Genomic DNA, 22,987 nt, shown 5'->3' with positions numbered 1-22,987 from the left:
GCATTAATACCATCGTCTTGTAAATAACTTTATAAGTGTAGAAACACTTAACGTGACTTTAAATCTAACCTTTTCTCCGTATTTATCTTGTTCTAATTCGAAACCATTATTTGAAGCTACAGGAAAATAGAGTTCAAAATAATCCGCTACTAGACTTAACTTTACTCCAGAATCGTAAGCAAAATATGGGTTAACTCCCTTATTCTTCAAAAACCCGACGTCTCCATAAGCATGAATCCAATTCCAAATACTTACTTCGCCATTTAATGTTGTTATCCATTGGTTTGCAAATCTGGTTTCTAAAAACGATTTAAAACCACCTTCGGCTGTAATGTATTCCTGAGAAAATAAACCTTCATCTTCAGACCTTCCAAGATAACTATAATCAAATAAATAATCGGATGGTCTGTCTAACGCAAAATCGAAATATCCATTATCGGCTTGGGTGTTATTTTTTAAAAATGTACCTGCATATAATCGTAAACTAATCTGCCTGTTATTTAAAAATAACTTTTTGTAAAACGCAGTTACGGATAGTTTACTGAAATTTTTTGAAAGCTCATAATCGCCTTTAAAAGCAATGCTATTTGAAAAGTTGGAATTAGAATAGATGTATCTCGCATTAAAAACACTATAATTAGGTGTTTCCAGAGGAACTTCTACATTTACATCCCTAGAGATATTTACACTCCTCAATGTAATTGATTGTTGCAAATTACTTCTCAAATCTTTACTTCTATAGTTGAAATCAACATAGGGTGTAAAACTATTGGCAAACAATTCTGGTGAATAACTAGTCCTGTTTCCCGATAATCCTACTTGATATTTATACCAACCCGATTCCTTAATTTGTTCAGTAAACACCAAAGATGCAGAACCTATTAAAGTTTTAGATTTAAAGCCATAAGTAGGTGTTATTTTATAGATAAGGGGCTTAGTAATAATCGTTTTATTATAAAGTTTCCCACCAATCGTTAAACCATCGTAAATATTATCGAATTCAATAACTGGCATAAAGAAGGTTTGGTTCTTACTTGGGTCTTCAACATCTTTCAACAATCTAACCTGTAATGGCTTATTAAATATTCCTTTTAAGTTCTTATAATTATTTGATCGTTTTACTTCTGGAATTTTTCTATCATAATCAATAACGAGCTTATCCGCATTATTGTTTTTTATTATTACTTGTTTTTCATCAAGAAAACCATCTACCCAAAACTTATCAATTTCCTTCTCGTCTTTAATGGATGAAATAGAAACAGGCATCGTGTTTTTCCTTTTATTCTTTAATACAATAATTAACGAATCTCCTTTTTCTTCAACACTTTTAAATTTGAAATCTAGCTTGTCATTTTCAGATATAAATTCATCAAAAAACCAATTAGTGTTCTTTTTTGCTGAAGACTCAATAATCGTTTGAAATTGTTTTGCAGATGTTGGTTTCAGCTTATAATTTGAATAAAATTGCTTTATACTATTGCTCATCGTTTCATCTTCCAAATAGTCTTCTAAATACTTAAAACCAAGACCCGCTTTATAAGTATTGGCAATATTATAGTTGAATTTTAATAATGAATCTCTTGGTGTTTTCAGCGATTGGTCTATAAAGCGCCTAGCCATATTTTTGTAACCTAAATAATATTGATCGTTGAATTTTAAATCTGCTACATGAAACCAACGTAAACCTATAACCTCTGAAAGTGTTCCACCCAATTTCATTTCAGGATAAAATGAATCCATATAATCCATCATCAAATACACCAAAATACCATCAGTAACCCATTTTTCTTCTCTTGGATTAATTACCAATGTGCTTTCGAGCATCGCGTCAATCGTGCTTTTTAGCAAGGATATTTCAAACTGAAACTCATTTGAAAAAGGTCTGAATTTTTCAGGAAGTTGATTAAAACCATAAATAGGATTCTTACGTTTATCGATATTTGAAACGATAAGTTTTTCCAACGGAAAATCGCCTAAATTACCTTTTAGAAACGTGACAATTTTATTGGCGGTTTCTAGTTTTATAAAATCTTCAACTTTGTCTGCGGAAATGTTAGTGACCAAATCAAATTCATCTGTTTTGAGATGGTAAAAATTAGAAATTTTCTGAATATACAATTTAACTTCTCTTTGATTTGCTCCTGAAAGCGACATCGTTTTTTTGTTATCTGTGTCTTGTTCAGATTCTTTAAGACCTGATGTTAATGTGTAATTATTAGGAATGGTAAATTCGATGCCATAGGATGCCAATGGTGCATAAAAATCGCCTAAATCCTTATTGCTATGAACTTCCCACTTGTTATCATAAACCGCAGGCACTAAATACCAATACCGTAAATTGTAGCTATTATTGTTGCTGTAACCGTTGCCTGTAAATTTATCATCTGGTAGTTTTACGCTGTAATCAAAACGAATTGTAGTACTATCTCCAGATTTGAGAGGCGCGTTTAAAATAACCTCTAATATATCTTGAAAACCATTATAACGTTGCCAAATTAATGTCTTTTCTGATTCGTTTTTAATGGAATCTATGTTTGTAAAACCACGTTCACGCGCACTTGCAAAATGAAAATTACGTTTGTAATCTTCTGCAAAGCGTTGGGCTAAAGGTGTTTCTTTATCTATGTAACTGCTTGCCCAATCATGGAATAAAATTTCGGCTAAGGTATCTTTAGATGTATTAAAATAGATAATTTCTTGATTTATCTTAATGGTATGAGAAATGGTATCAAGTTCTGCACTTATTTCTATTTTATGTTGAGAAAAACCTATGATTGTGGCTAAAAAAAAAGTAATACAGGTTATGAGTTTAAGTGTAGTCATTAAATTTTAATCATGTCTTCGTGTATTAGTTTTATAAGCTGGCTTTTATTCTTTCTTGAAATAATTTAAACCGTAGCTTCCAGTTTTAGCTTCTCCATTAACATAATATTCTTCATCTTCTTTTCTTTAAGTACTTTTTTACCATAGTCTGTATGGTAATGATGTTCTGATAAAAATTTGAAATTCAACTGATACCATTCTTCATTTGAAAAAATCAAGCCCATATATTCTTTCCATTCCTTTCTCAATAATTCACTTTTTACTAAATAATTATTGCTAGAAAGATGAAATAAATCAGCATCGCATATAATCCTTTCTAGTTTTGTTTTGGGGCTTTGTGGCATCTTAGTTGCTCTGATAATATCCATTACTCTTTCAATTTTTGTTTTAGAATAATTAAAATCAATCAAAAACTTCTGTGCATTATTTGCACTTATATCCTCGTGCCCTTTATATGTTTCTGAAACTCCTGTATCATGAAATAGTGCTGCTATTTTCAAAACCTCTAGTTCTTCAATATTACATTTTTGGTACTCACCTATAGTTTGCACATTTTTATATACTTCTAAGGTATGTTCTACACAATGAAATGGCAGTATTTTACAACGACTCTGCTTTAATAAAAAGAGGCAATGTTTTTTTACTTTAGACATTATTGAATTCATTATTACTCAAAATTTATAGTTAATACCGACTAAGTAACTAGCTTCTCCACTTTTAAATGATAACTCATAATGCTTCCTTTGGTATGGAGTTGTAAATAAATAGGTACTTCCAACCCCCACTAAGATTCCGCCTAAAACATCCCAACCATCATGTCTATCATTAATACCTTCCAACCTACTGTAAGCAACTACCCCCGATAAAGCATATGCCGGAATTCCATACTTCCAACCATATCGTCGTTGTATAAAAGACGCTCCAGAAAAAGCTACAGCTGTATGCCCTGATGGAAATGCGTGCCCATCTGTTCTACCATCTGGTCTAGGTTTATCTATAGCATATTTTAAAGCGTAAGTAACACCTAGTGTTGTACCATAAGATTTTGCAAACTGCCAAAAACCTTTTTTATCTTTTTTTACTATAATCATAATTAGAGACGTAAGTGCTGGCACATGTTGAGCGTAATCTCCAAAAACTTCCAAATTAGTTTCTCTCCTTATTTCTGAAGGAGAATCATAATCTTCAACTTGAGAAAAAGCGATAATAGGTAATAAAACTGTGAGTAAAAAAATTATTTTTTTCATCTAAAAGTATGGTTTGATATTAAAATTTAAAAGAAAAACCAAGCATGTAACCACTTTCACTAGTATTCAAAGTGAGTGCCATGTGTTCTTGTTGATATTCCGTGGTAAAAAGCAAACTACTACCTAAACCTATTGCTGCTCCTGCTAATACATCCAGTATATCATGTTTTTTAGAATCGATTCTACTTGCAGCTGTAAATCCTGCAAGCGCATATGCTGGAATACTATATTTAAAACCATAACGCCTATGTATATACCCTGCACTATGAAATACTGTAGAGGTATGACCTGAAGGAAATGAATTATCATTACTATTATCTGGTCGCGGTTTATTTATACTATATTTTAAACCATAAGTAACAGCTTCTGTAAGTATTAAGCCTTTAGTAAACTGCCATGCGCCCTTTTCGTCCCCCATAACTAATGATGCTCCAACGGTAGCCACAGGTAATGCAAAGAGAATAACATCTCCCATTTTTTGAATACTTCCAACTTGCGGTATCGTCTCACTTGTATCTTGCGCTTGCAAAGAAAATGATGTAATAAATAAACCTGCGCATAAGATCCATGAGAACTTTGAATGCTTTAATATCATTAATTCCGTATTTTAATTAAGGTAGCTTTATGTATAGGCAATTTATTTAGGATAAAAATATAGGTGAAATCTTAAGAAATTTTAAAGTTGTCTAAAAAGAGTAGTAATTACCTTATACTAAAATATTTAACGACTCTCTTTCAACTGATATTGAAAGCTTTTTAGCATCAATTTTCGATATTTCTCCATCAATTTGTGATTCAAAAGAAGTACCTTTTTTACGTAAAAGTGTCAATTTACTAGTCTGGTAACACTTAACTTCTTTTAGAAGTTCTGGTTTTCTTATAAGCATACAAAATCCAAAAACGAGCATTCTAAGCCTGCTTATTCTAGGTACGAGTACAACATCTAAAAGACCATCTGTTAATGAAGCCTTTGGTGTAAGACTCATCTTATACCCCATAACATTTGAATTTGAAATAAAGATTAAAAAAGGGTTAACAATTTCAATATTATCATCTATAGAAATCACTGTTTTTTCTTTTTTAGAATAATCCTGAAAAGATTTTAAACATGCCTTTATATAGCACAACAATGTTCTTGTCTGCGATGCTTCATAGTTTTCGATAACATTAGCTGTAAAGGCAAAACCTGTATTACTAAAAAAATAACGTTTATTTACACTGCCTACATCTATAGCCGTTCTTTTGTTATTTTTAATAATATATAGCGCTTTTTTTAAGTTTAAAGGTATATTGAGATGACAGGCCAATCCATTACCTGAACCAATAGGCACAATTCCTAAGGGTATTGTTGTTCCTACTAATGTCGAAGCCACCTCATTTATAGTTCCATCTCCTCCACAGGCAACTATAATATCAGCTTGTTGATTTATAGACTCTTTTGTTAAATCAATAGCGTGACCTTTATATCCCGAAGACTTAATTGTTATATTGTAACGATCTGCTTCAAAATAATCCTGAAGAAATGGCTCTGAAAAACTATGATCACCAGAGCCTGCTATTGGGTTAACTATAAAATGAATATCTATCACTATTTATTATTTACTCTTAATTTTCAAACCTTCACTTCTATATAAATCATCAGCTACTTGGTAAAATGAAATACTTTTCTGTTCGAATTTCTCTTCAGTAGGTATACTACCTAAACTATTATCAACTGGGTTCCAAGAATAAAAATTAGCATTAGCTTGTTCATCCAAAATCAATACTTTCTCATCTTTTAAATAGCCCAACTTTCTATAATTACCTATAAATGCGCGCTCATCTTGCGGCTGCATAGACATGATATCCTTTCCGAATAGATTTGACTTGTAATCCCAATTTAAAGCAGAAAACAAAGTTGGAAACACATCTATTTGCGAAGCCAGCTTATTTACTTTCTTTGGTTCTTGATTTGGTAAATTAAAAATTAGCCCAGGAATATGATAATTTTTCACATCCAATTCCCAACGTCCTGCACTACTTGCACAATGATCACTCATGATTACAAAAACAGTATTATTGTACCACGCTTTTGCTTTTGCCTTTTTTATAAACTCGCCAATGGTATAATCGGTATATTTTACTGCTCCATGTCGTCCTGCACCCGATGGAATATCAATTTTTCCTTCTGGATAAGTATAGGGTTTATGATTTGAAGTAGTCATTACAAAATCGAAAAAAGGAACTCCTGTTTCGTGAGCCTTGTCTGCCTCTTTCAATACTTTATTGTAAATATCCATATCACAAACTCCCCAAGCGTTTTCAAAAGTTACTTCATTATCTTCAATATTAGTCCGCGTAGTTGTAATGCTTTTATCTAATAAAAACCCACGCCCTCTATCAACGATATTAAATCCATTACCTCCAAAATAGGTGTTCATATTATCGAAATACCCATCCCCTCCATAAAAGAAATTACGCTCGTAGCCTTGCTGCTTGAAAACTTCTCCTATAGTAAATAAGCCTTGATTATTTCTTCGTTTTACTATACTTCGTCCTGGTGTTGGAGGTATAGATAAGGTTATCGCTTCCATCCCCCTAACAGTTCGAGTTCCTGTAGCATATAGATTCTCAAAAAACAAACTGTTATTTGCTAATGAATCTAAGGTTGGTGTAATGTTGCTTTTATTACCAAATTCTTTTAAAAAATCGCCACTTAAACTTTCTATACAAATGAAAATGACATTAGGCTTTGTTGGTTTTAAAATGCTATCGGAATTTATAATTGTACGGTAAATAGCATTCTCATTAGAGTTTACAAGTATATTTTTAGAATCTATATAACTGGCTTTAACTGTTTTGTAAGCCAATGCCTTGGGAATAGTTTTATAAAATTCACTATAAGGCAATTCATTGTTTCGAAAAGCCGCAAAAAAGGAGTAAATACCCGACTTGGCGAGTTCATTATTATATCGGTTATCAGAAAAATCAGCCGATTTATTTGTAACAAAACATATGCTTATTACCACAACAGCCCCCCAAGGAATAGTTGCAATTAGTTTGGATTTAAAGCTTGTTTGGCTATTAAAAGTTTTACTAAAATAATTTAATTTATAAATGATAAAAATACTAGTAAGCACCAAAGCTAACATTGCAGAAATTAATATTGGTAATGGATAGGACTCATTAATATTTTTTACAACCTCGTATGTGTAAATTAAATAATCTACTGCAATAAAATTATATCGTCTTTGAAACTCGTCCCAAAATGTTAATTCACCAAAAAATGAAAAGAAAACAATTAAAACGCCCAAAGAAAACCCAAAGTATGTAATTACTTTATCTAGAATTGAACCATAGAATCGTTTTGGGAAAAGAATAAGGTAAATAAGATACGGTATAGTAAAAAACGAAATAGTGGCAACATCGAATAAAAAGCCAATTATGAAGGTGTTTCCTAAGGTAAATAGATTTTTGTCAACTTCGGAAAAGTTCCAAAACAAGAAACTTAGTCTTATTATGAACGATAAGATTAGAAACAGTGTAATATAAGCTTTGAGTAAAGCAAATCGCTTCGGGAATAGTTTAGACATTTAGTAAAAGAGTATAATTATTTACCCCGAAAGTACTATGGGATTCTAAAGGAAATTTAAAGTTAAAAACTGTGTTTATAACAAACACTATTTTCTTTAGGTACTATTTTACTTTATAATTACTAATATTGTACTACTTAACTTTAAAACAACTCGACTTATTGACTAATTCCGCAATGCAATTTTTGAGATCGCTATATAAAGTAAAGCTCAAAGTTGATTAAAAACAAATGTTCCATAAACAAAACTAAAAGTAATTTTGTTTATTGTAAGAATAGTTTCTTACCCAAAAGACAATTTTATACAACAACACAAAACCCAACTAATTGGAGAATCTCTTTTTAATATCAGTCATTTTCTATTATAAAGTCGTTTCTTAATCTGTAAGTTTCATTTTCTAAAATCACTAATTCATTTTTCACCGTACACTCTAGTAAAGTACGCAATCCATTATCTTCAATTTCAAACTCATAATGATTCCCTGTTCCAGTGATTTTTTGAAATGATTGTATAAGAAATGATTTTGGAAATTGTTTTTTTAATTTTAGTAAGACTTCATTCGGAACATCGCCGTCAGAAATTTTTGTTCTTGTAAATAACCAATTACCTTTCCCCGTATATGCAACAGTTTTGTAATGAAATTTTTCTTGATAAAATGATACTTGCCAAACAGTATCGTTCTCCCTTCTATAACTAATATCCTCAGCATTTTTAAATTGTTTTTCAAATGATTCTTGAACATCCGTAGGCGCTTGTATCGAACAAGAACTAACGATAAAAAAAATAAAAATTAGTTTAAAAGACATAACTCTAAAATCATTTTTTGATTATTTAAATAAATCTAATGCTGAATTAAGGGTATTCTAAAGGAATATATTAAGTAAAAATTAGAAGCAACATAGAAATTTAAAGAATCAATCTTTAGGTTTACTATAATTTTATAACTGGTCAATTATTTGAATAAAATTTGCGTTCCAATATGCAGTATGCAAATAACTCGTCATGTCTCCAAATCTTACTATTATAATGTTTTTATCAGGATAAACATAAAGGTACTGGCCATATAATCCAATAGCATAAAAACTACCGTATTTTAAAGGCCCAAGCCCCCAATTATTATTATAAAAATGCTTATTATTACCCGCTGGATCTGAATGCGTCGAATAATCCACCCATTTTTCAGATACAATTTGTTGTCCTTGCCAATTACCACCTTTTAGGTACAATCGTGCAAATTTTGCAAAATCTATACTTCTTGCTTGCAAACAACAAAATGCTTTTTCTATTGCTTGGTCATCATCTCTATCTAAACTCCAAGACGCAGGTGCTTCCATACCTAAAGGCTTCCAAACTTTTTTTTCTAAATAATTTGAAATACTTTCTCCTGTTACTTTTTCTAAGATATACGCTAACAACATCAGATTTTCGCTGCTATAATGAAATACTTGGTTTGGTTCCTCTTCAATAATAGGATTTAACATTAACTTTCTCAGTTTATTTCCCCAATAAAATTGAGAATTATCTGAGCTTAAAGCTAATTTTCCTTCTGTGAAACTAATACCTGAAGTATGATGTAATAAACTCTTAATTGTTATCTCATCAAATCCAGGTTTATCGACAAATTCTGGTATGTAATGTGTAATCGGGTCATTTATACTTTGAATTTTACCTTCGTCTATAGCAATACCAATAAGTGTAGATACGATAGGTTTTGCAACTGAAAAACTGGATACCACAGATTTAGGATTATAACCTCTTTGGTAGTTTTCATATATTATTGTGTCATTACGTATAATCAAGAATGAAATAGTTTTGTGTAATTTCACAAAACTATCTAACACGACATTAGTAGCATTAAAGTCGCTAGTTAAAAGCCCTATTTTTTTTCCTAAACCATAGTCTTTTGTAGGTGCTATAAAGTTGAAAACTGAATCGCTATTCTGTATTATTCTACTCGGAAAATGCTTGTAACTTTTCTGGGTTGGTATAGCTCCATACTTTAAAGGACGTAAAGCAGCACAACTGCTTAAAATTACAATTGAGATGATAAAAATGGAAAGTTTAGTTTTCATTTTATTCTTTTATAATTTTCAAAATAGTTGGCAATACAACCAATAATAATGGTAATGCAAACACCAGTCCTCCAATTACAGCTATTGCCAATGGTTGATGTAGTTGTGCTCCTGCACCAATACCCAATGCTAATGGTGTTAATGCCATAATTGCTGCAAAAGCAGTCATTAATTTAGGTCGTAATCGTGCAGCAATTGAGTATTCTATTTTTTCGATATGAGTTAAAGAGGTGTCACTTTCTTGGTATTGTCTGTAGGTGAAAATTGAGTTTTCTCCAATAATCCCAACAATCATAATAATCCCTGTATAGCTACCAACGTTTAATGGTGTTCCTGTCAAGTATAAACTCAATAAACTTCCTGCAACTCCTAATACTGCAATTACAATAATAGCCAATGCGATTTTTACTTTTCTGAATAGAAATAATATCACAATAAATACCAGTAAAATGGCAGATATTAAAATCATCATCAACTCTTTAAAAGCTTTTTGTTGCTCTTTATAAGCGCCTCCATATTCAATAGAATACCCAGCAGGAAGTGATAGGTTTTTAGTTAAATGCCTTTGTATGTCTTTAAGTGTTGAGCCTAAATCACGATTATTTAATCGTGCGGTAATCACACCCATCGATTTTTGATTTTCACGATTGATTTCTGCTACACCTTTACCTACTTCTATTGAGGCTACTTGATTTATTGGCACGCTTGAACCATTAGGTAATAAAATAGCTGTGTTTTTTATATCAGAAACCGACGTTTTTAGTGCATTTGGGTAGACAAGACGAATATCTACCATTTGCTCTTTATCTATCATCGAGCTTACAACAGTTCCTTCTACTTGGGTTTGTAATTGCAACTGAAAATCGGCAACGGTCATTCCTAATTGAGCCAATTTGGGAACATTTGGAATTATGGATAAACTTGGACCTGCCACAATAATACCATCATTTACATCTGCTGTACCAGGTACTGTTTCAACTTGTTTCGCAATTTCCTGCGATAAACTTTCTAAGGTATTTATGTTAGTTCCGAAAACCTTAATCTCAATAGGCTGAACGGAACTCATTAAATCCCCTAACATATCGCCAATTACTTGACCAAAATCAATGGTTAATTGTGGCACTTTTTCCTCAACGCGCTTTCTAATTTCATCAGAAACTTCAGTTGTTGTTTTGGTACGCTTATCTTTCAACTTAATCAAATAATCACCACGATTAGGTTCTGTAATAAAAAACCCCATTTGTGTTCCTAATCTTGCAGAATAGGCTTCGACTTCAGGTTGTGTGTCCAATACTCCGTTAACGATTTGTAACATTCTATCGGTTTCTTCTAGCGTAGTTCCTGATGGACTATTGTAATCTAACACAATACTGCCTTCATCCATTTCTGGTAAAAATCCAGATGGTAATTTTGAAGGGATGACTACAAGGATAACTACGCAAGCCAATAAAAAAACAATTCCGATAATTGGTTTGTTTAATACACTATGAATCCACTTTGTTTTTGGCTCCTGTTTACGCTCTATAGATTTATTTTTTGTAAACAAAATTGATAGTACAGGCACTACTAACCAAGTTACTAAAAAGGATGCTGATAAGGCAATGATCATACTAAATGCCATGACTTGGAAATAAGCACCTGCAACCCCTGTCATTAGTACAAAAGGAATAAAAATAACCAGTGTGCTTAAAGACGAACCGATCATTGCAGGAAACAGATGTGTGATTGCTTCGTGCGTCACCCAACCCATTGACTCTTCTGGATGCTCTTCTCTAATTTTATGTATTTGTTCAATGATAATAACCACGTCATCTATCATTAATCCAATAGCGGCAGCAACAGCCCCCAAAGTCATAATATTAAACGTGTAACCTATAGCGTCAAGGACAATAAGCGTTAAAGATAAAGATACAGGAATGGTAAACAGTACTACCATACTTGCTGAAAAGGAACGTAAAAATAGAATCACTACTATTAACGCTAGAACCAAACCTATCCATAATACATCTTTGATACTTGCAATACTGGTGTTTACAAAATCTGCTTGTTTGTAATAGGGTTTTATCACTACGCCTTTAGGTAGCGTTTTTGAGAGTTCAGCAACTTTTTGTTCAATAGTATTGTTGACTTCAATAAGATTGGCGTTTGGTTGTTTAACGACTGCGATGATAGGAACATTTTTACCATTAGCAAGGATTTTTACATATTCCTTGACTTCATTAACTTCAATATTGGCAACATCTTTTAGTTTAATTAATCGACTTGGACTATTAATGATAACCAAATTTTCTAAATCATTAATATCGTCCACCGCATTATCGGTAAGCGTCAAATACATTCTATTAAAATCTGTGATGTAGCCATTAGATTGTAACAAGTTAGAGTTGACTATCGCATTTTGAATGGTTGCTATAGAAATCCTCAAAGATTTGATCACATCTGGTTTTAAAATAACTTGAAACTCTTTGTCTTTACCACCTATTACAGCGATGTCTGAAACGCCAGGTGTGGCAGCTAAAAATGGTTTTACTTGATACTTTGCAATTTTCTTTAAATCGACTTGAGATAAGCCTTCGCCTTCTAATGAGTAGCCCATTACTGGTAAAATGGATGGGTTCATTTTTTCTACAGAAAACTTGGTATTTGGCAAAATATTGCCTTGTGACTGATTGATAAAAGATTCAATTTGTGCTTTTGCTGTATTGATATCCATATTCCAATCTAAAAAGACTGAAATCTCGCAACTTCCACGAGAGGTTGTACTGCGTATGTATTGCAAACCTTCTGTTTTGCGGATTATGTTTTCCAAAGGAATCGTTACGGTAGTCATCATTTTGTCTACCGGCTGTTGGCCTGCATCTGCAATCACTTTAATCTTCGGAAATGTGATGTCTGGAAATAAGCCGGTTTTTAAATTCTGATACGTAAAAATTCCACCAATAAGGATTAGAATACCTATGGCAAGCAACGGAAATTTATAATTGGAATGCAGTTTTTTCATTATTTTTTGAAGCTTACAATTGTTGAATCCTGCATTTGATAACCACCTTCGGTAATGACTAAATCATTTACTTTAAGACTTTCAGATTTTACTTGAACTATAGAGTCATTTCTAAGTAATGGCATCACTTTTTGTTTTAATGCCATCGAGTCGTTCACAATTTTTAACACCCAAAATTCAGAGAGTAACTCGTTGGTTTGTAAAGCCGTTTGGGGAATAGTCATTGCAGTCGCATCTTCCCTATAAATAGTTTTCACCTGCACATTTAAGTTTTCAGGAAGATTAGCATTTGGTAATGCAATTAAAAACACTTGTGATTGCGCCAAAGGATCTATTGTAGGTAGTTTGCTAGTTATTTTCCCAGTAATGGTTTCTTCATTTTGAAGTAAGATTTCACAATTGGTGCCTATTCTTACATAATCCTTATATTCATAAGGCACATTTACTTGCACTACAAGCGATTTTGGTTGTACTAAAGTTGCTAAAACATCTCCTTCAGCAACATAATCGTTTTGAGTAATATTTAAAACTGTTAATACACCAGAAGCGTTACTTTGAATACTTTGAGGCTTAATAAATTTCAATAAAGTGGAATCTATTTTTACAGCTTCTTTAAGTGCATCTTGCTCTTTAGTTCTAACCGATGCAAAGGTTTGTCCGTTACGAATGTTATCACCAATTTTATATTTCATCCAAGAAATATAACCCGTAACATTAGAGCGGATATTTTCTTTTTTTTGATATTGTGTAACACCATTAAATGTAAGATATTCTTTAATATCGTTTTGTTGTACAGCAACAACGCTAACGTTAATTGGTGCTTTTTTTTCTGAAACTGTTTCAGCCTTCTTTTTGCAAGCAGAAAAATTAATCAGAATTAATAAAATGGCGATATAGTTGAAGTAGTGTTTGTTCATAATCAATTACCAATTAATAAAGTTATACTGGCTTTGTAATAACCAGTAGTTGGTTTGCATTTGTAATTTAGTGTAGCTATTCAGCTTATAATTTTGTATCACGTTAAGATAATCTACAATAGAAATTTGTCCCTGAACCAATTTTCCTTTATAAATTTCTAATATGTTTTGTTGCTTATCGAGTTGTTTGTTAAGTAGTGCCATATTGTCTTCTAAAGCCACTATTTGTTGCTCAATAGTGGCTATATTATTTTCTAATTGCACTTTTGTGTTTTCCTTATAAAAATTTAAGTTTTCTTCTTTCAAAATACTTTGTTGCGCATTATACTTGCGTTGCTTTCCATCATAAATCGGGATGGTTAATCGCAATCCTGCACTTGCACCAAACCTTCTATATAAATTAGGGATTTCGACTGCATTTAAACCTGTGTTGGCATAAGCGGTTACTTGAGGTTTGTATTGATTTTCAAAAATTTTTTGATTGGCAACTATTTGTAGACTATCATTTTTAAATTTTTTCTGATAAAAAAACTTTGAAGGTTCTGAAGCGGTATTAAAATTTGGTGCTTCCAACTTTTCAATAGTACCAATAGGCATTCCGCTTAAACTATATAATTGATTAATGGCTGTTTTAAGATTATTTTGTATTTGCTGAAGTTCTAATTTCTTGCCTTCAATATCTAACTGTAACAGTAAATAATCACTTTCCATTAAAACAGCACGTTTCACTAATAATTCTACCACCTGTAATCGCTTCTCTAAGTCTTTTAGAATGTCTTTAGTAAAGTTTTCCTGTAATTGTAATTGATACGCAAGTATATAAGCATCTGTAATATTCTTAACAATGTTATGGGTGATTTCTTCGGAAGAAAGTCCTATTGAATTGCTACTTATTTTATTCTGAAACAATAAATTATCGGTAATTGCTTGGTTGAAAAGGTTTTTGGTCACATTGATTTGTGCCGAATACAAACCACCATTAGTAACACCTACATCATAACCAATAGCGTTAATTGAAGGTGTTGTTGTTATATCGATAACTTTGCCGTTATTATTGAAATAAGGTGCAACTAACAGCTCTGAAGTGGTATTAACCTGAAAAGCATTATTCTGCGCTTTAATAATACTGCTTTGTATTTCCCCAATTTTTAGAAGATTGTTATTTTCTTTAATTACAGGCGTATTTTCTTTTGCTTTATTTACAAAAAAATCTAGCATTCTATTCTCTTGAGCCACAAGAAGGCTACAAGTAAAAATGGCAATTAATAAAAGCATTTTCTTTTTCACAAATAATAATTTTATAATTAAAACCAAAAGGTAACTAACAATTCTAAAGAAGAACTTAAGTTAAGAATAAAAAACACCCGTTGTGCAAAAGCAAAGCGTCCAGATCTTAAAACAGACCTGGACGCTTTCCAAACTTAAAATTAACTGATGAATTATGAAAAATTATTCTTCATCATCTTTTTTTACTTCCTGTTTTACAATCGTACCATTTACATCAATAGCAACTTCCATTTCAGACTCTCCTTTTTCGATTTCAAACTCATAAACTGTTCCCTCTTTTGTTTCAGAGATTTCCGCCTCTTCTATTTCGTAACTAGGAAAACCTTTAGTTAATGCTGTTTTTACAGTTTGGGGAATTTCTTTTTCATCAATCTCATGTTCTGTTTCTTTCCAAGTCCCATCTTCCATAAAATTAGCAGAATACTCAACTTTATTAATTTTGAATTCCGCTTCCCATTCAGTCGCATTTTCTTTTTCCCATTTAACTTTTTTAACATTTGGAAATTTCTTTACAAATGCATCTGTCACTTTTTGTGGAGCTTTATCTCCTTTCGAGATAAAAGCAAACATGCTACATGCTAAAAATACTCCTAGAATTACCTTTAATAATTTCATTTTTTTTTGTGTTTTAAATTAATACTATAAATATAGTTACCAATTCTAAAGATGATTTTAAGCAAATCTAAAGGCCATTCTTTAATAATTTATTTTGATGTTGTAAATGAGAAATATAAATAAATATTGCTATTAACACCACCGAAACCGTAGATGCTAGTAATGTTCCTAAATCTAAACCGCCCTTACTTAACGGTTTGGTAAGAAAGTCGCCAAAAGTAGCACCAAATGGTCGAGTAAATACAAAGGCAATCCAGAATAATAGTATTTGATTCACTTTTGTGAAATAATGCAATAAAATAACGAATGCTATGATCAATGCCGTAACTAATGCTCCAACTAAATAACTTAAACCAATTTCATCACTTAAATAATCACCAAAAGCAGTACCCAAACTATTTGAAAATAAAACTGCAATCCAAAAAAACAACTCTTTGTTTTTATTTATAATAGGATATACTTCTAAATTCTTGTATTTACTATACCAAAGTAAAAGTGTTGTGATTAAGCCTACAGCTAAAACTAAACTACCATATGTATAACCTAGCCCAAGACTTCTATCCATAAAATCGGAAATTTCAGTTCCTAATGTTGTTGTAGCAATTATAACAAGCCAAAAATATAATGGCACGTATTTTTTTGAATACAACTGAACACTTAGAACGATTAAAAAAAACGTTAACGTAATTAAAATACCAACAGAATATCCCAAGCCTAAAGTTTGGGCAATAAAATCTCCCAACGTTTCACCTAACGTAGTCGCTATTATTTTTAATAGCCAAAATAAAGCTGTTATTTCTGCAACTTTATTTAATGTTTGTACTTTCATAATCATTATTAGTTTAATTGTGCCTGATAAAAGAAAGAAGATTTTATTAATTATAAATCTACTTTCTCTTACAGGGCTTATATTGTGTTATAAAAGTAACATATGATTTTAAAGAAAAACTAAAGCTATCTCTTATTAAAACTTATACTTCATTCCTAATCTTACAATTTGAGTTTCATAATAATTCTCATAAGTTGCTGTAAACCCTTCTCCTGAGATGCGTTGCCTTAATCCAAAATTGTTGAACAAATCACTTACAGACAATGTAATTTCTCCTTTTTTATCCCAAATAGATTTCTTTAAACCTAAATCTACTGAAGACCTTGCCAACTCTTCTCCCTGTGGAATATTACGTTTAGAATAATAAAGCCCCGTAACTTGTGCTTCTATTTGATAAGGAAGCTTAAATGAATTTGAAATTTTAAAATCGCCTGCTGTATCTGATGATTTATCAATACTAAACGCTCTTACAAACGGAAATAGCAATGTCCCATCATAAGCATTAATACTGTTTCTGTAAACATTGGTACTTGCTGTTAATTTCCAGTTTTCGGTTAAGTCTTGGCTGAACAATAACTCAAACCCTGTATTGGTACTTTCTCCCGTGTTTTGGTATATTTTATTTACAATATCGTAATCTGGATTACTGTTATCTACACTAAATATACGTTGATAAGCACCTTTAATCTGTCTGTGGTATACGGCTGAAAACAATGAGCCTGAACCCCAATTATAACGATGTGCTGCTTCTACGCTGTTTGTAAACTGTGGACGTAAATAAGGATTACCGACTTTTAATAATTCGGGATCATCGTACTTCGGAAAAATGCGTAATTCTGGTTCTCCTGGTCTGTCTACACGACGGTTGTAAAACAATGAGAATTTACTTTTATCATTCAATTTATATGTGAATCGTACACTTGGAAATAATTCAAAATAATCATATTTATCATTAGAGGCGTAATAAGTATTTGTTGGGTCTAATTGATAAGACACCTCAGTTTGTTCAGCTCGAAGTCCTGCCTCAACATCGAAGTTTTCTTTTTCTAAAAGGTAATTTCCATAGAATGCATAAAGGTTTTCTTTCCATTTTGAAAAATCGCCTAAATTAGGATAAATTATAGATTGATTTCCTCTATTTATAGTATAATCTACAGGTAAATTTCTAAACCTAACTTTTGCACCAGCTTCTACTTTACCACTACTTAATGCACGAGTGTAATCTGTTGATAAGCTTGTGGTGTGCTCAATCGCTCTAATATTAGTCATATCTCTACCAATTCTAATGGCAGAACTATCGTTTAAAAAATAACTTTCATCTTCCAGACCTCTTGTATATTGAGCATTCGCCGATAACGAATGACCTGACTGAGGAAAGTTATGCTTGTAATTTGTTGCTACATTTATATAGCTTGTTATCTCTTCTTCTTTCCAAGTGTACAAACGATTACGAACGTTATTATCTAAATTAATAAATGCAACTTGCGAGGTATCAATATGTTTTTCTCGGTCGTACATTCCAGAAAAAGTAATGGCATCATTATCGCTAAGTTCCCAATCTACTCCTCCCGTAATTATAGAACGAAACTGTCTTCTATTTTCGGGAACTTGTGAAATGATGTTACGACCATCATCGTAATTTCTAGTTGTAAACTCATTATTTGGTAAAGCTTCTTGAATTATAAATTCCGATTGTAAAAAGTAATTAAGCTTATCCGTTCTGTAATTAAGATTTAAACTTGGAATCAGTTTAGGGTTTACCGAAAAGCTTCCATAATCCGTAGGTGTATCTTCTCTGCGTTTAGATAAAGCTCCCAAACCAAAGGATAAACCAACATCACCGTTTAAGCCTGTTTGTTTTTCTTTCTTATAAATAATATTTACAATTCCAGCAAAACCATTAGCATCGTATTTTGCTGAAGGGTTATTAATAATTTCAATGCGCTCAATATTAGAAGCTGGAATATTATTTAATCCTTTTTGATTTCCAAAACCTGTAAGGCTTGATTGTTTGCCATCTATTAACACCACTACCTTGTCACTACCACGTAGCACCACTTTTCCGTCTTGGTCGAAAGCGACTCCTGGCATTGTTTTCATAGCATCAACAACAGAACCGCCAGATTGTGCTACATTATCGGTTAGGCTAAATGATTTTTTATCTAAAGCAGAGTTTACAGTAGCTCGTTTTGCTTCAATAGTCACTTCGTTTAAAGATTCGGTAGAAGCTTTAAGTTCTAATTTACCTAGATCGAAAATTGGATTTAATCCACCTGAAGAAATTTTTCGTTGTACTGTTTCAAATCCTAAATAACTAATATTTACAATGTACTTACCTGTTTTTAAATCCTTAATTTCAAACCGACCATCATCATCACTAATAGTCCCTGTAACAATGTTGTTTGTAGATTCATCGTTTATAGAAATTGTTACAAAAGGAAAAGTTTGTTGTGTTTCTTGTTCTATTATTTGACCAGAAATAGTAATTGTTTCTTGTCCATTTACAATGAATGAAATAAAAAGTATAAATATTGTAAGCGTTTGTTTTATCATTAGATTCAATTTTTATACCCGCAAAAGTACTATTCAAATCTAAAGAGATGCTAAAGAATGTGTTTTAAATTATATTTCTAATCTTTCCATTGCATCTTTTGCAACCTTATCGCATTTAATATCGCCAATAATGCAACACCAACATCTGCAAATACTGCCTCCCACATGGTAGCCAAACCACCTGCACCTAAAATTAGAACAATCACTTTTACACCAAATGCCAAACCAATATTTTGCCATACAATTTTACGCGTGGAACGACTAATTTTAATTGCTTTTACCACTTTTGAAGGTTGGTCGGTTTGAATAATAACATCTGCGGTTTCTATTGCGACATCACTTCCCAGTCCACCCATTGCAATTCCTACATCACTTGCTGCTAAAACTGGTGCGTCATTAATGCCATCGCCTATAAAAGCAATCTTATTATTGGGGTTTTGTTTTAAAATTTCAACTTCATTCAATTTGTCTTCTGGTAATAAACCACCTTTAGCAATTTCGATATTTAATTCGGAAGCTACTTTTTGAGTAATGGAATCCTTATCTCCAGAGAGCATCATTATATTCTTGACACCTACTTTATACAATGCAGTAATCGTTTCTTTTGCATCGTCTTTTAATTCATCTGCAATAACCACATAACCTGCGAATTTGTTATCAATCGCAACCAAAACAATCGATTCTACAATAGTTTCTGTTTCCTCTAAAACATCAATATTATTAGCTGTCATTAGGGCTATATTACCAACTAAAACAGCTTTACCATTTACAATACCTTTTAAACCTTTTCCTGCTATTTCAGATACTTCGGAAGCCTCATAATCTGTACCTTCATCTTTATATTCTAAAATGGCCTTTGCGATTGGATGTGTTGATTGTTCTTCCATAGCCATCAGGTACTTCATAAACTCTTTTTCATCCCAACCAATTGCTTTGATTTCTTTTATTTTGAAAACACCTTTAGTAACTGTTCCTGTCTTATCCATTACCAATGTATTTATCTTGGTCATGGCATCTAAAAATGAAGCACCTTTAAATAAAATTCCATTCTTTGAAGCAGCTCCCAATCCACCGAAATAACCTAACGGAATGGATATAACCAAAGCACAAGGACACGAAATTACCAAGAAAATTAAAGCTCTGTACAACCAATCTCTAAAAACATAATCATCTACAAAAAAGTATGGTAAAAATGTAACTCCAATAGCCAAAAACACTACGACAGGTGTATAAACTCGTGCAAATTGTCTGATGAATAACTCTGTTTTCGATTTGCGCGCTGTGGCATTCTGCACCATATCGAGAATACGTGCTATAGAACTATCTTCAAACTTGCTGGTTACTTCAACTTCAATTACACTTTCTAAATTAATACTACCTGCATAAACTTTTGCTTCTTTCTGTATGGAATCAGGTTTACTCTCGCCTGTTAAAGCTGCGGTATTTAATGATGCTTTTTCAGATAATAAAATACCATCCAATGGAATTTTTTCACCTACACGAATTTGAATTTTCTCTCCAATATTGACATCTTCAGGCGAAACATTTTTATAATCGCCCTCACGAAATACATTGGCTTCTTTGGGTCTAACATCTAATAAGACTTTTATATTTCCTTTTGCACGGTTTACAGCAGCAGCTTGAAATAATTCGCCAACTGCATAAAACAACATTACTGCAACACCCTCTGGATATTCTCCAATGATAAACGCACCAATAGTAGCAATGGACATTAAAAAGAACTCTGTAAACACATCGCCTTTTTTAATACTTTCCCAACCTTCCTTTACCACAGGAAGCCCTACAGGTAAATATGCAATACCATACCAAGCAATACGAATCCAATCCTTAAAGAATGAAACATCAAAATAATCTAAACAGATACCAATCATAAGCATCGCAAAACTTATAATTGCTGGCACATAGGTTTTGAATGCACTTCCATTACCGTGATTATGACCACCATCGTGCGTGTGTTGCGCTTCTGAAGCTGATTTTAAATCTCTTAAATTGACTTTCTTTTTTTTCATTTTGTATCTAATAATTTTTCAATATCATTTGGAATAGGCATACGTTTTAATGGCGGTACGTTTGCACCACCTGTATTACCAAGTGGAACGTGATTTATAAATGATTTCCAACCACCAACAAGCAACCTAATCATTTGACCTATTACTTCTTTAGTATCTTTTTGCCTAAATCCAAACTCTAGCATTAACCAATGTGAACCGGTATGTTCTATTGGGTAAGATTGACCTATGATATGACCGCGTTCTAAATGATACCAAGCATTACCATACTGCTTATTTTCTAAACATAAACTGTATTGTTTTAATTCTTCAATATAAGCCTGTTTAAGAGGTTTAGGTATTTTAGTATTAAACTTCAGATCCACTAATTTATGATAAAAGTAATTTAAAAGTAAGTGCAATGGAAGTGCATTTGTTATCTACTACACTTATCACAAATACCTTTTACAACCAAGTTTACATTTTCCGAAACAAAGCCATCAGGCACTTTAATTTGAGGGATTTTATGTTCGGTTAAACAAACGGTCTCATTACAGATATTACAATGAAAATGTAAATGCAAATCGGTTTCAATCTCACAGTTACAGCCTTCTTCACAAAGCGCATATTTAGTAATGCCGGTGCCATCATCTATTTGATGCACAATCGCTTTTTCCTCAAATGTTTTTACTGTTCTATACAACGTCGTTCTATCTGCTTTATCAAACGCATTTTCTATATCACTTAATGTTACAGCTACTTGCTTCTCAGCAAGAAACTTATAAATAAGCAATCGCATTGCCGTAACACGTATGTTTTTTGACTCTAATAATTGTTCTATGGTTTGCATAATTTAATGTTCGTGTTCTGCTTCTCCTTTTTTCATTTCAGCAATTAAATAATAAGCATTATTATAAGCGAATTTTGTAGCTTTATCTTGTTCTTCAGCAAATTGAACAGCTATCCAATTACCATCTTTTTCTCCTAAAAGCACTTCAACTGGCTTAAAACTCCAATCGTCATTTTCTTTTTCTACTGAAAAGACATAAAATCTATCTCCTTCTTTTATTATTGCACTCTCTGGTAATGCATGAATTTTTGCGTTCTCAACTTGAATTTTACCCTTAATATACATTCCTGGAATTAGATTCCCTTTTTTGTTTTCAATTTCAGCATGGACGTGTAGTGCTTTAGGGTTATCTTCAAAAGTTTTACTTACCGAATAGATTTCTGCCGTAAGGTCTTCGTCTGTATTGGATTGTAAATTGAAAATCACTTTTTGACCTTTCTTTACTTTATAAACGTCTTTTTCGAACACCATTAAATCTGCATGAACGTGATGCGTGTTTACTATTTCAAAAAGTTCGGTTTGCGGTTCTACATATTGTCCTGTTTTAACTTCAACTTTTTGGACAAAGCCTTCTATTGGACTACGTAATGATATACTTTGAGCAATTGTTCCATTTCGTATTGATGACGTGTTTATGTTTAATAGTCTCAATTGAGCTTCCAATCCATTTACCATAGCTTTAGAGGCATCATATTCTGCTTCAGCTTTTTGAAAATTTGCTCCAGAACCAACTCCTGCATCATATAATTTTTTCTGACGTTCAAAATTTTTATTTAAAAAATTACTGTTGCTAAAAGCATTCAAATAATCGGTCTGCATTTTTATTATATTAGGATGTGACAGATAGGCAACCACTTGACCTTTATTAACTTTATCGCCTTCAATTACTTTTATAGATACCACATTTGCACCAACTACAGAAGTTATTGCTGCTTCGTTTTGTGGTGGCACTTCTAATGTACCATTGGCTTCTACATAACCGCTCATATTACGCAATGCCAAGGTGTCTGTTTTCATTTGTAATGCGTCAAACTGTTGCTGTGATAGCATCACTTCCTCGCCATCATCATGGTGTTCTTCAGTTTCTGGCTTTGCATCTTCGTTATGTGCATGACCATCGCCTTCTTTATGGCTTTCTTTATTTCCACAAGCAACAACTAAAAGTGAAACTGTTAGTAATGTTAAGATTATATATCGTGTGTTTTTCATTTT

18 protein-coding genes are annotated in these 22,987 nt (G+C 32.3%); all 18 read right to left on the bottom strand.

The annotated features are described in order from the left end of the window. Positions 1-3: 3 nt before the first annotated feature. Positions 4-2,823 (bottom strand): gluzincin family metallopeptidase, encoded by a 2,820-nt coding sequence (locus DFQ06_RS16000; protein WP_133968846.1) that lies wholly within the window; start codon positions 2,821-2,823, stop codon positions 4-6. A 65-nt stretch (positions 2,824-2,888) separates the two neighbouring features. Then, the gene (locus DFQ06_RS15995; RefSeq protein WP_159140096.1) at positions 2,889-3,476 is read right to left on the bottom strand and encodes an HD domain-containing protein; all 588 of its coding nucleotides are present in this window, start codon (positions 3,474-3,476) and stop codon (positions 2,889-2,891) included. A gap of 18 nt (positions 3,477-3,494) precedes the next feature. Continuing rightward, positions 3,495-4,070 (bottom strand): phosphatase PAP2 family protein, encoded by a 576-nt coding sequence (locus DFQ06_RS15990; RefSeq protein ID WP_133968842.1) that lies wholly within the window; start codon positions 4,068-4,070, stop codon positions 3,495-3,497. Between the two features lie 19 nt (positions 4,071-4,089). Next, positions 4,090-4,665 carry a phosphatase PAP2 family protein gene (locus tag DFQ06_RS15985; protein ID WP_133968840.1) on the bottom strand — a complete coding sequence of 192 codons (576 nt, stop codon included), beginning with the start codon at positions 4,663-4,665 and terminating at the stop codon, positions 4,090-4,092. 112 nt (positions 4,666-4,777) lie between these two features. Further along, complete coding sequence (locus DFQ06_RS15980) at positions 4,778-5,659, bottom strand: diacylglycerol/lipid kinase family protein (RefSeq protein WP_133968838.1); 882 nt, start codon at positions 5,657-5,659, stop codon at positions 4,778-4,780. Positions 5,660-5,665: 6 nt separating this feature from the next. Continuing rightward, positions 5,666-7,552, bottom strand: coding sequence for an LTA synthase family protein (locus DFQ06_RS15975; protein WP_317130006.1), 1,887 nt, complete (start codon positions 7,550-7,552; stop codon positions 5,666-5,668). 437 nt (positions 7,553-7,989) lie between these two features. Beyond that, positions 7,990-8,448 carry a PepSY-like domain-containing protein gene (locus DFQ06_RS15970; RefSeq protein ID WP_133968833.1) on the bottom strand — a complete coding sequence of 153 codons (459 nt, stop codon included), beginning with the start codon at positions 8,446-8,448 and terminating at the stop codon, positions 7,990-7,992. 132 nt (positions 8,449-8,580) lie between these two features. Then, positions 8,581-9,714: a serine hydrolase domain-containing protein gene (locus DFQ06_RS15965; RefSeq protein WP_133968831.1), complete on the bottom strand. Its 1,134-nt coding sequence runs from the start codon at positions 9,712-9,714 to the stop codon at positions 8,581-8,583. A 1-nt stretch (position 9,715) separates the two neighbouring features. Next, a complete protein-coding gene (locus tag DFQ06_RS15960; RefSeq protein ID WP_133968829.1) occupies positions 9,716-12,715 on the bottom strand; it encodes an efflux RND transporter permease subunit in 3,000 nt (999 codons plus the stop codon). Further along, positions 12,715-13,632: an efflux RND transporter periplasmic adaptor subunit gene (locus DFQ06_RS15955; protein ID WP_133968827.1), complete on the bottom strand. Its 918-nt coding sequence runs from the start codon at positions 13,630-13,632 to the stop codon at positions 12,715-12,717. Before DFQ06_RS15955 ends, DFQ06_RS15960 begins: the two co-directional genes overlap by 1 nt. Before the next feature lie 6 nt (positions 13,633-13,638). Continuing rightward, positions 13,639-14,919 (bottom strand): TolC family protein, encoded by a 1,281-nt coding sequence (locus DFQ06_RS15950; protein ID WP_133968825.1) that lies wholly within the window; start codon positions 14,917-14,919, stop codon positions 13,639-13,641. Between the two features lie 162 nt (positions 14,920-15,081). Beyond that, positions 15,082-15,534, bottom strand: coding sequence for a PepSY-like domain-containing protein (locus DFQ06_RS15945; RefSeq protein ID WP_133968823.1), 453 nt, complete (start codon positions 15,532-15,534; stop codon positions 15,082-15,084). Positions 15,535-15,601: 67 nt separating this feature from the next. Beyond that, a complete protein-coding gene (locus DFQ06_RS15940; protein WP_133968821.1) occupies positions 15,602-16,363 on the bottom strand; it encodes a COG4705 family protein in 762 nt (253 codons plus the stop codon). A 135-nt stretch (positions 16,364-16,498) separates the two neighbouring features. Further along, positions 16,499-18,916, bottom strand: coding sequence for a TonB-dependent receptor (locus DFQ06_RS15935; RefSeq protein ID WP_162857683.1), 2,418 nt, complete (start codon positions 18,914-18,916; stop codon positions 16,499-16,501). Between the two features lie 77 nt (positions 18,917-18,993). Further along, positions 18,994-20,946 carry a heavy metal translocating P-type ATPase gene (locus DFQ06_RS15930; protein ID WP_133968817.1) on the bottom strand — a complete coding sequence of 651 codons (1,953 nt, stop codon included), beginning with the start codon at positions 20,944-20,946 and terminating at the stop codon, positions 18,994-18,996. Then, positions 20,943-21,305 carry a DUF3703 domain-containing protein gene (locus DFQ06_RS15925; protein WP_133968931.1) on the bottom strand — a complete coding sequence of 121 codons (363 nt, stop codon included), beginning with the start codon at positions 21,303-21,305 and terminating at the stop codon, positions 20,943-20,945. The genes DFQ06_RS15930 and DFQ06_RS15925 overlap by 4 nt, the downstream gene beginning before the upstream one ends. Before the next feature lie 56 nt (positions 21,306-21,361). Next, positions 21,362-21,775, bottom strand: a complete 414-nt coding sequence (locus DFQ06_RS15920; protein WP_133968815.1) for a Fur family transcriptional regulator — start codon at positions 21,773-21,775, stop codon at positions 21,362-21,364. A 3-nt stretch (positions 21,776-21,778) separates the two neighbouring features. Further along, positions 21,779-22,984: an efflux RND transporter periplasmic adaptor subunit gene (locus tag DFQ06_RS15915; RefSeq protein WP_133968813.1), complete on the bottom strand. Its 1,206-nt coding sequence runs from the start codon at positions 22,982-22,984 to the stop codon at positions 21,779-21,781. Positions 22,985-22,987 lie beyond the last annotated feature (3 nt).

Source organism: Algibacter lectus, from assembly GCF_004368925.1.
GTDB classification, from domain to species: Bacteria; Bacteroidota; Bacteroidia; order Flavobacteriales; family Flavobacteriaceae; genus Algibacter; species Algibacter lectus.
The sequence above is the reverse complement of the archived record's forward strand: the minus strand, read 5'-3'. Positions and strand labels throughout refer to the sequence as shown.

What these genes read in the sequence shown, in the direction of transcription:
- DFQ06_RS16000 (WP_133968846.1), bottom strand. Translation starts at nt 2,823, where the DNA reads ATGACTACACTTAAACTCATAACCTGTATTACTTTTTTTTTAGCCACA.
- DFQ06_RS15945 (WP_133968823.1), bottom strand. Translation starts at nt 15,534, where the DNA reads ATGAAATTATTAAAGGTAATTCTAGGAGTATTTTTAGCATGTAGCATG.
- DFQ06_RS15970 (WP_133968833.1), bottom strand. Translation starts at nt 8,448, where the DNA reads ATGTCTTTTAAACTAATTTTTATTTTTTTTATCGTTAGTTCTTGTTCG.
- DFQ06_RS15985 (WP_133968840.1), bottom strand. Translation starts at nt 4,665, where the DNA reads ATGATATTAAAGCATTCAAAGTTCTCATGGATCTTATGCGCAGGTTTA.
- DFQ06_RS15965 (WP_133968831.1), bottom strand. Translation starts at nt 9,714, where the DNA reads ATGAAAACTAAACTTTCCATTTTTATCATCTCAATTGTAATTTTAAGC.
- DFQ06_RS15920 (WP_133968815.1), bottom strand. Translation starts at nt 21,775, where the DNA reads ATGCAAACCATAGAACAATTATTAGAGTCAAAAAACATACGTGTTACG.
- DFQ06_RS15930 (WP_133968817.1), bottom strand. Translation starts at nt 20,946, where the DNA reads ATGAAAAAAAAGAAAGTCAATTTAAGAGATTTAAAATCAGCTTCAGAA.
- DFQ06_RS15955 (WP_133968827.1), bottom strand. Translation starts at nt 13,632, where the DNA reads ATGAACAAACACTACTTCAACTATATCGCCATTTTATTAATTCTGATT.
- DFQ06_RS15915 (WP_133968813.1), bottom strand. Translation starts at nt 22,984, where the DNA reads ATGAAAAACACACGATATATAATCTTAACATTACTAACAGTTTCACTT.
- DFQ06_RS15995 (WP_159140096.1), bottom strand. Translation starts at nt 3,476, where the DNA reads ATGTCTAAAGTAAAAAAACATTGCCTCTTTTTATTAAAGCAGAGTCGT.
- DFQ06_RS15940 (WP_133968821.1), bottom strand. Translation starts at nt 16,363, where the DNA reads ATGAAAGTACAAACATTAAATAAAGTTGCAGAAATAACAGCTTTATTT.
- DFQ06_RS15960 (WP_133968829.1), bottom strand. Translation starts at nt 12,715, where the DNA reads ATGAAAAAACTGCATTCCAATTATAAATTTCCGTTGCTTGCCATAGGT.
- DFQ06_RS15935 (WP_162857683.1), bottom strand. Translation starts at nt 18,916, where the DNA reads ATGATAAAACAAACGCTTACAATATTTATACTTTTTATTTCATTCATT.
- DFQ06_RS15990 (WP_133968842.1), bottom strand. Translation starts at nt 4,070, where the DNA reads ATGAAAAAAATAATTTTTTTACTCACAGTTTTATTACCTATTATCGCT.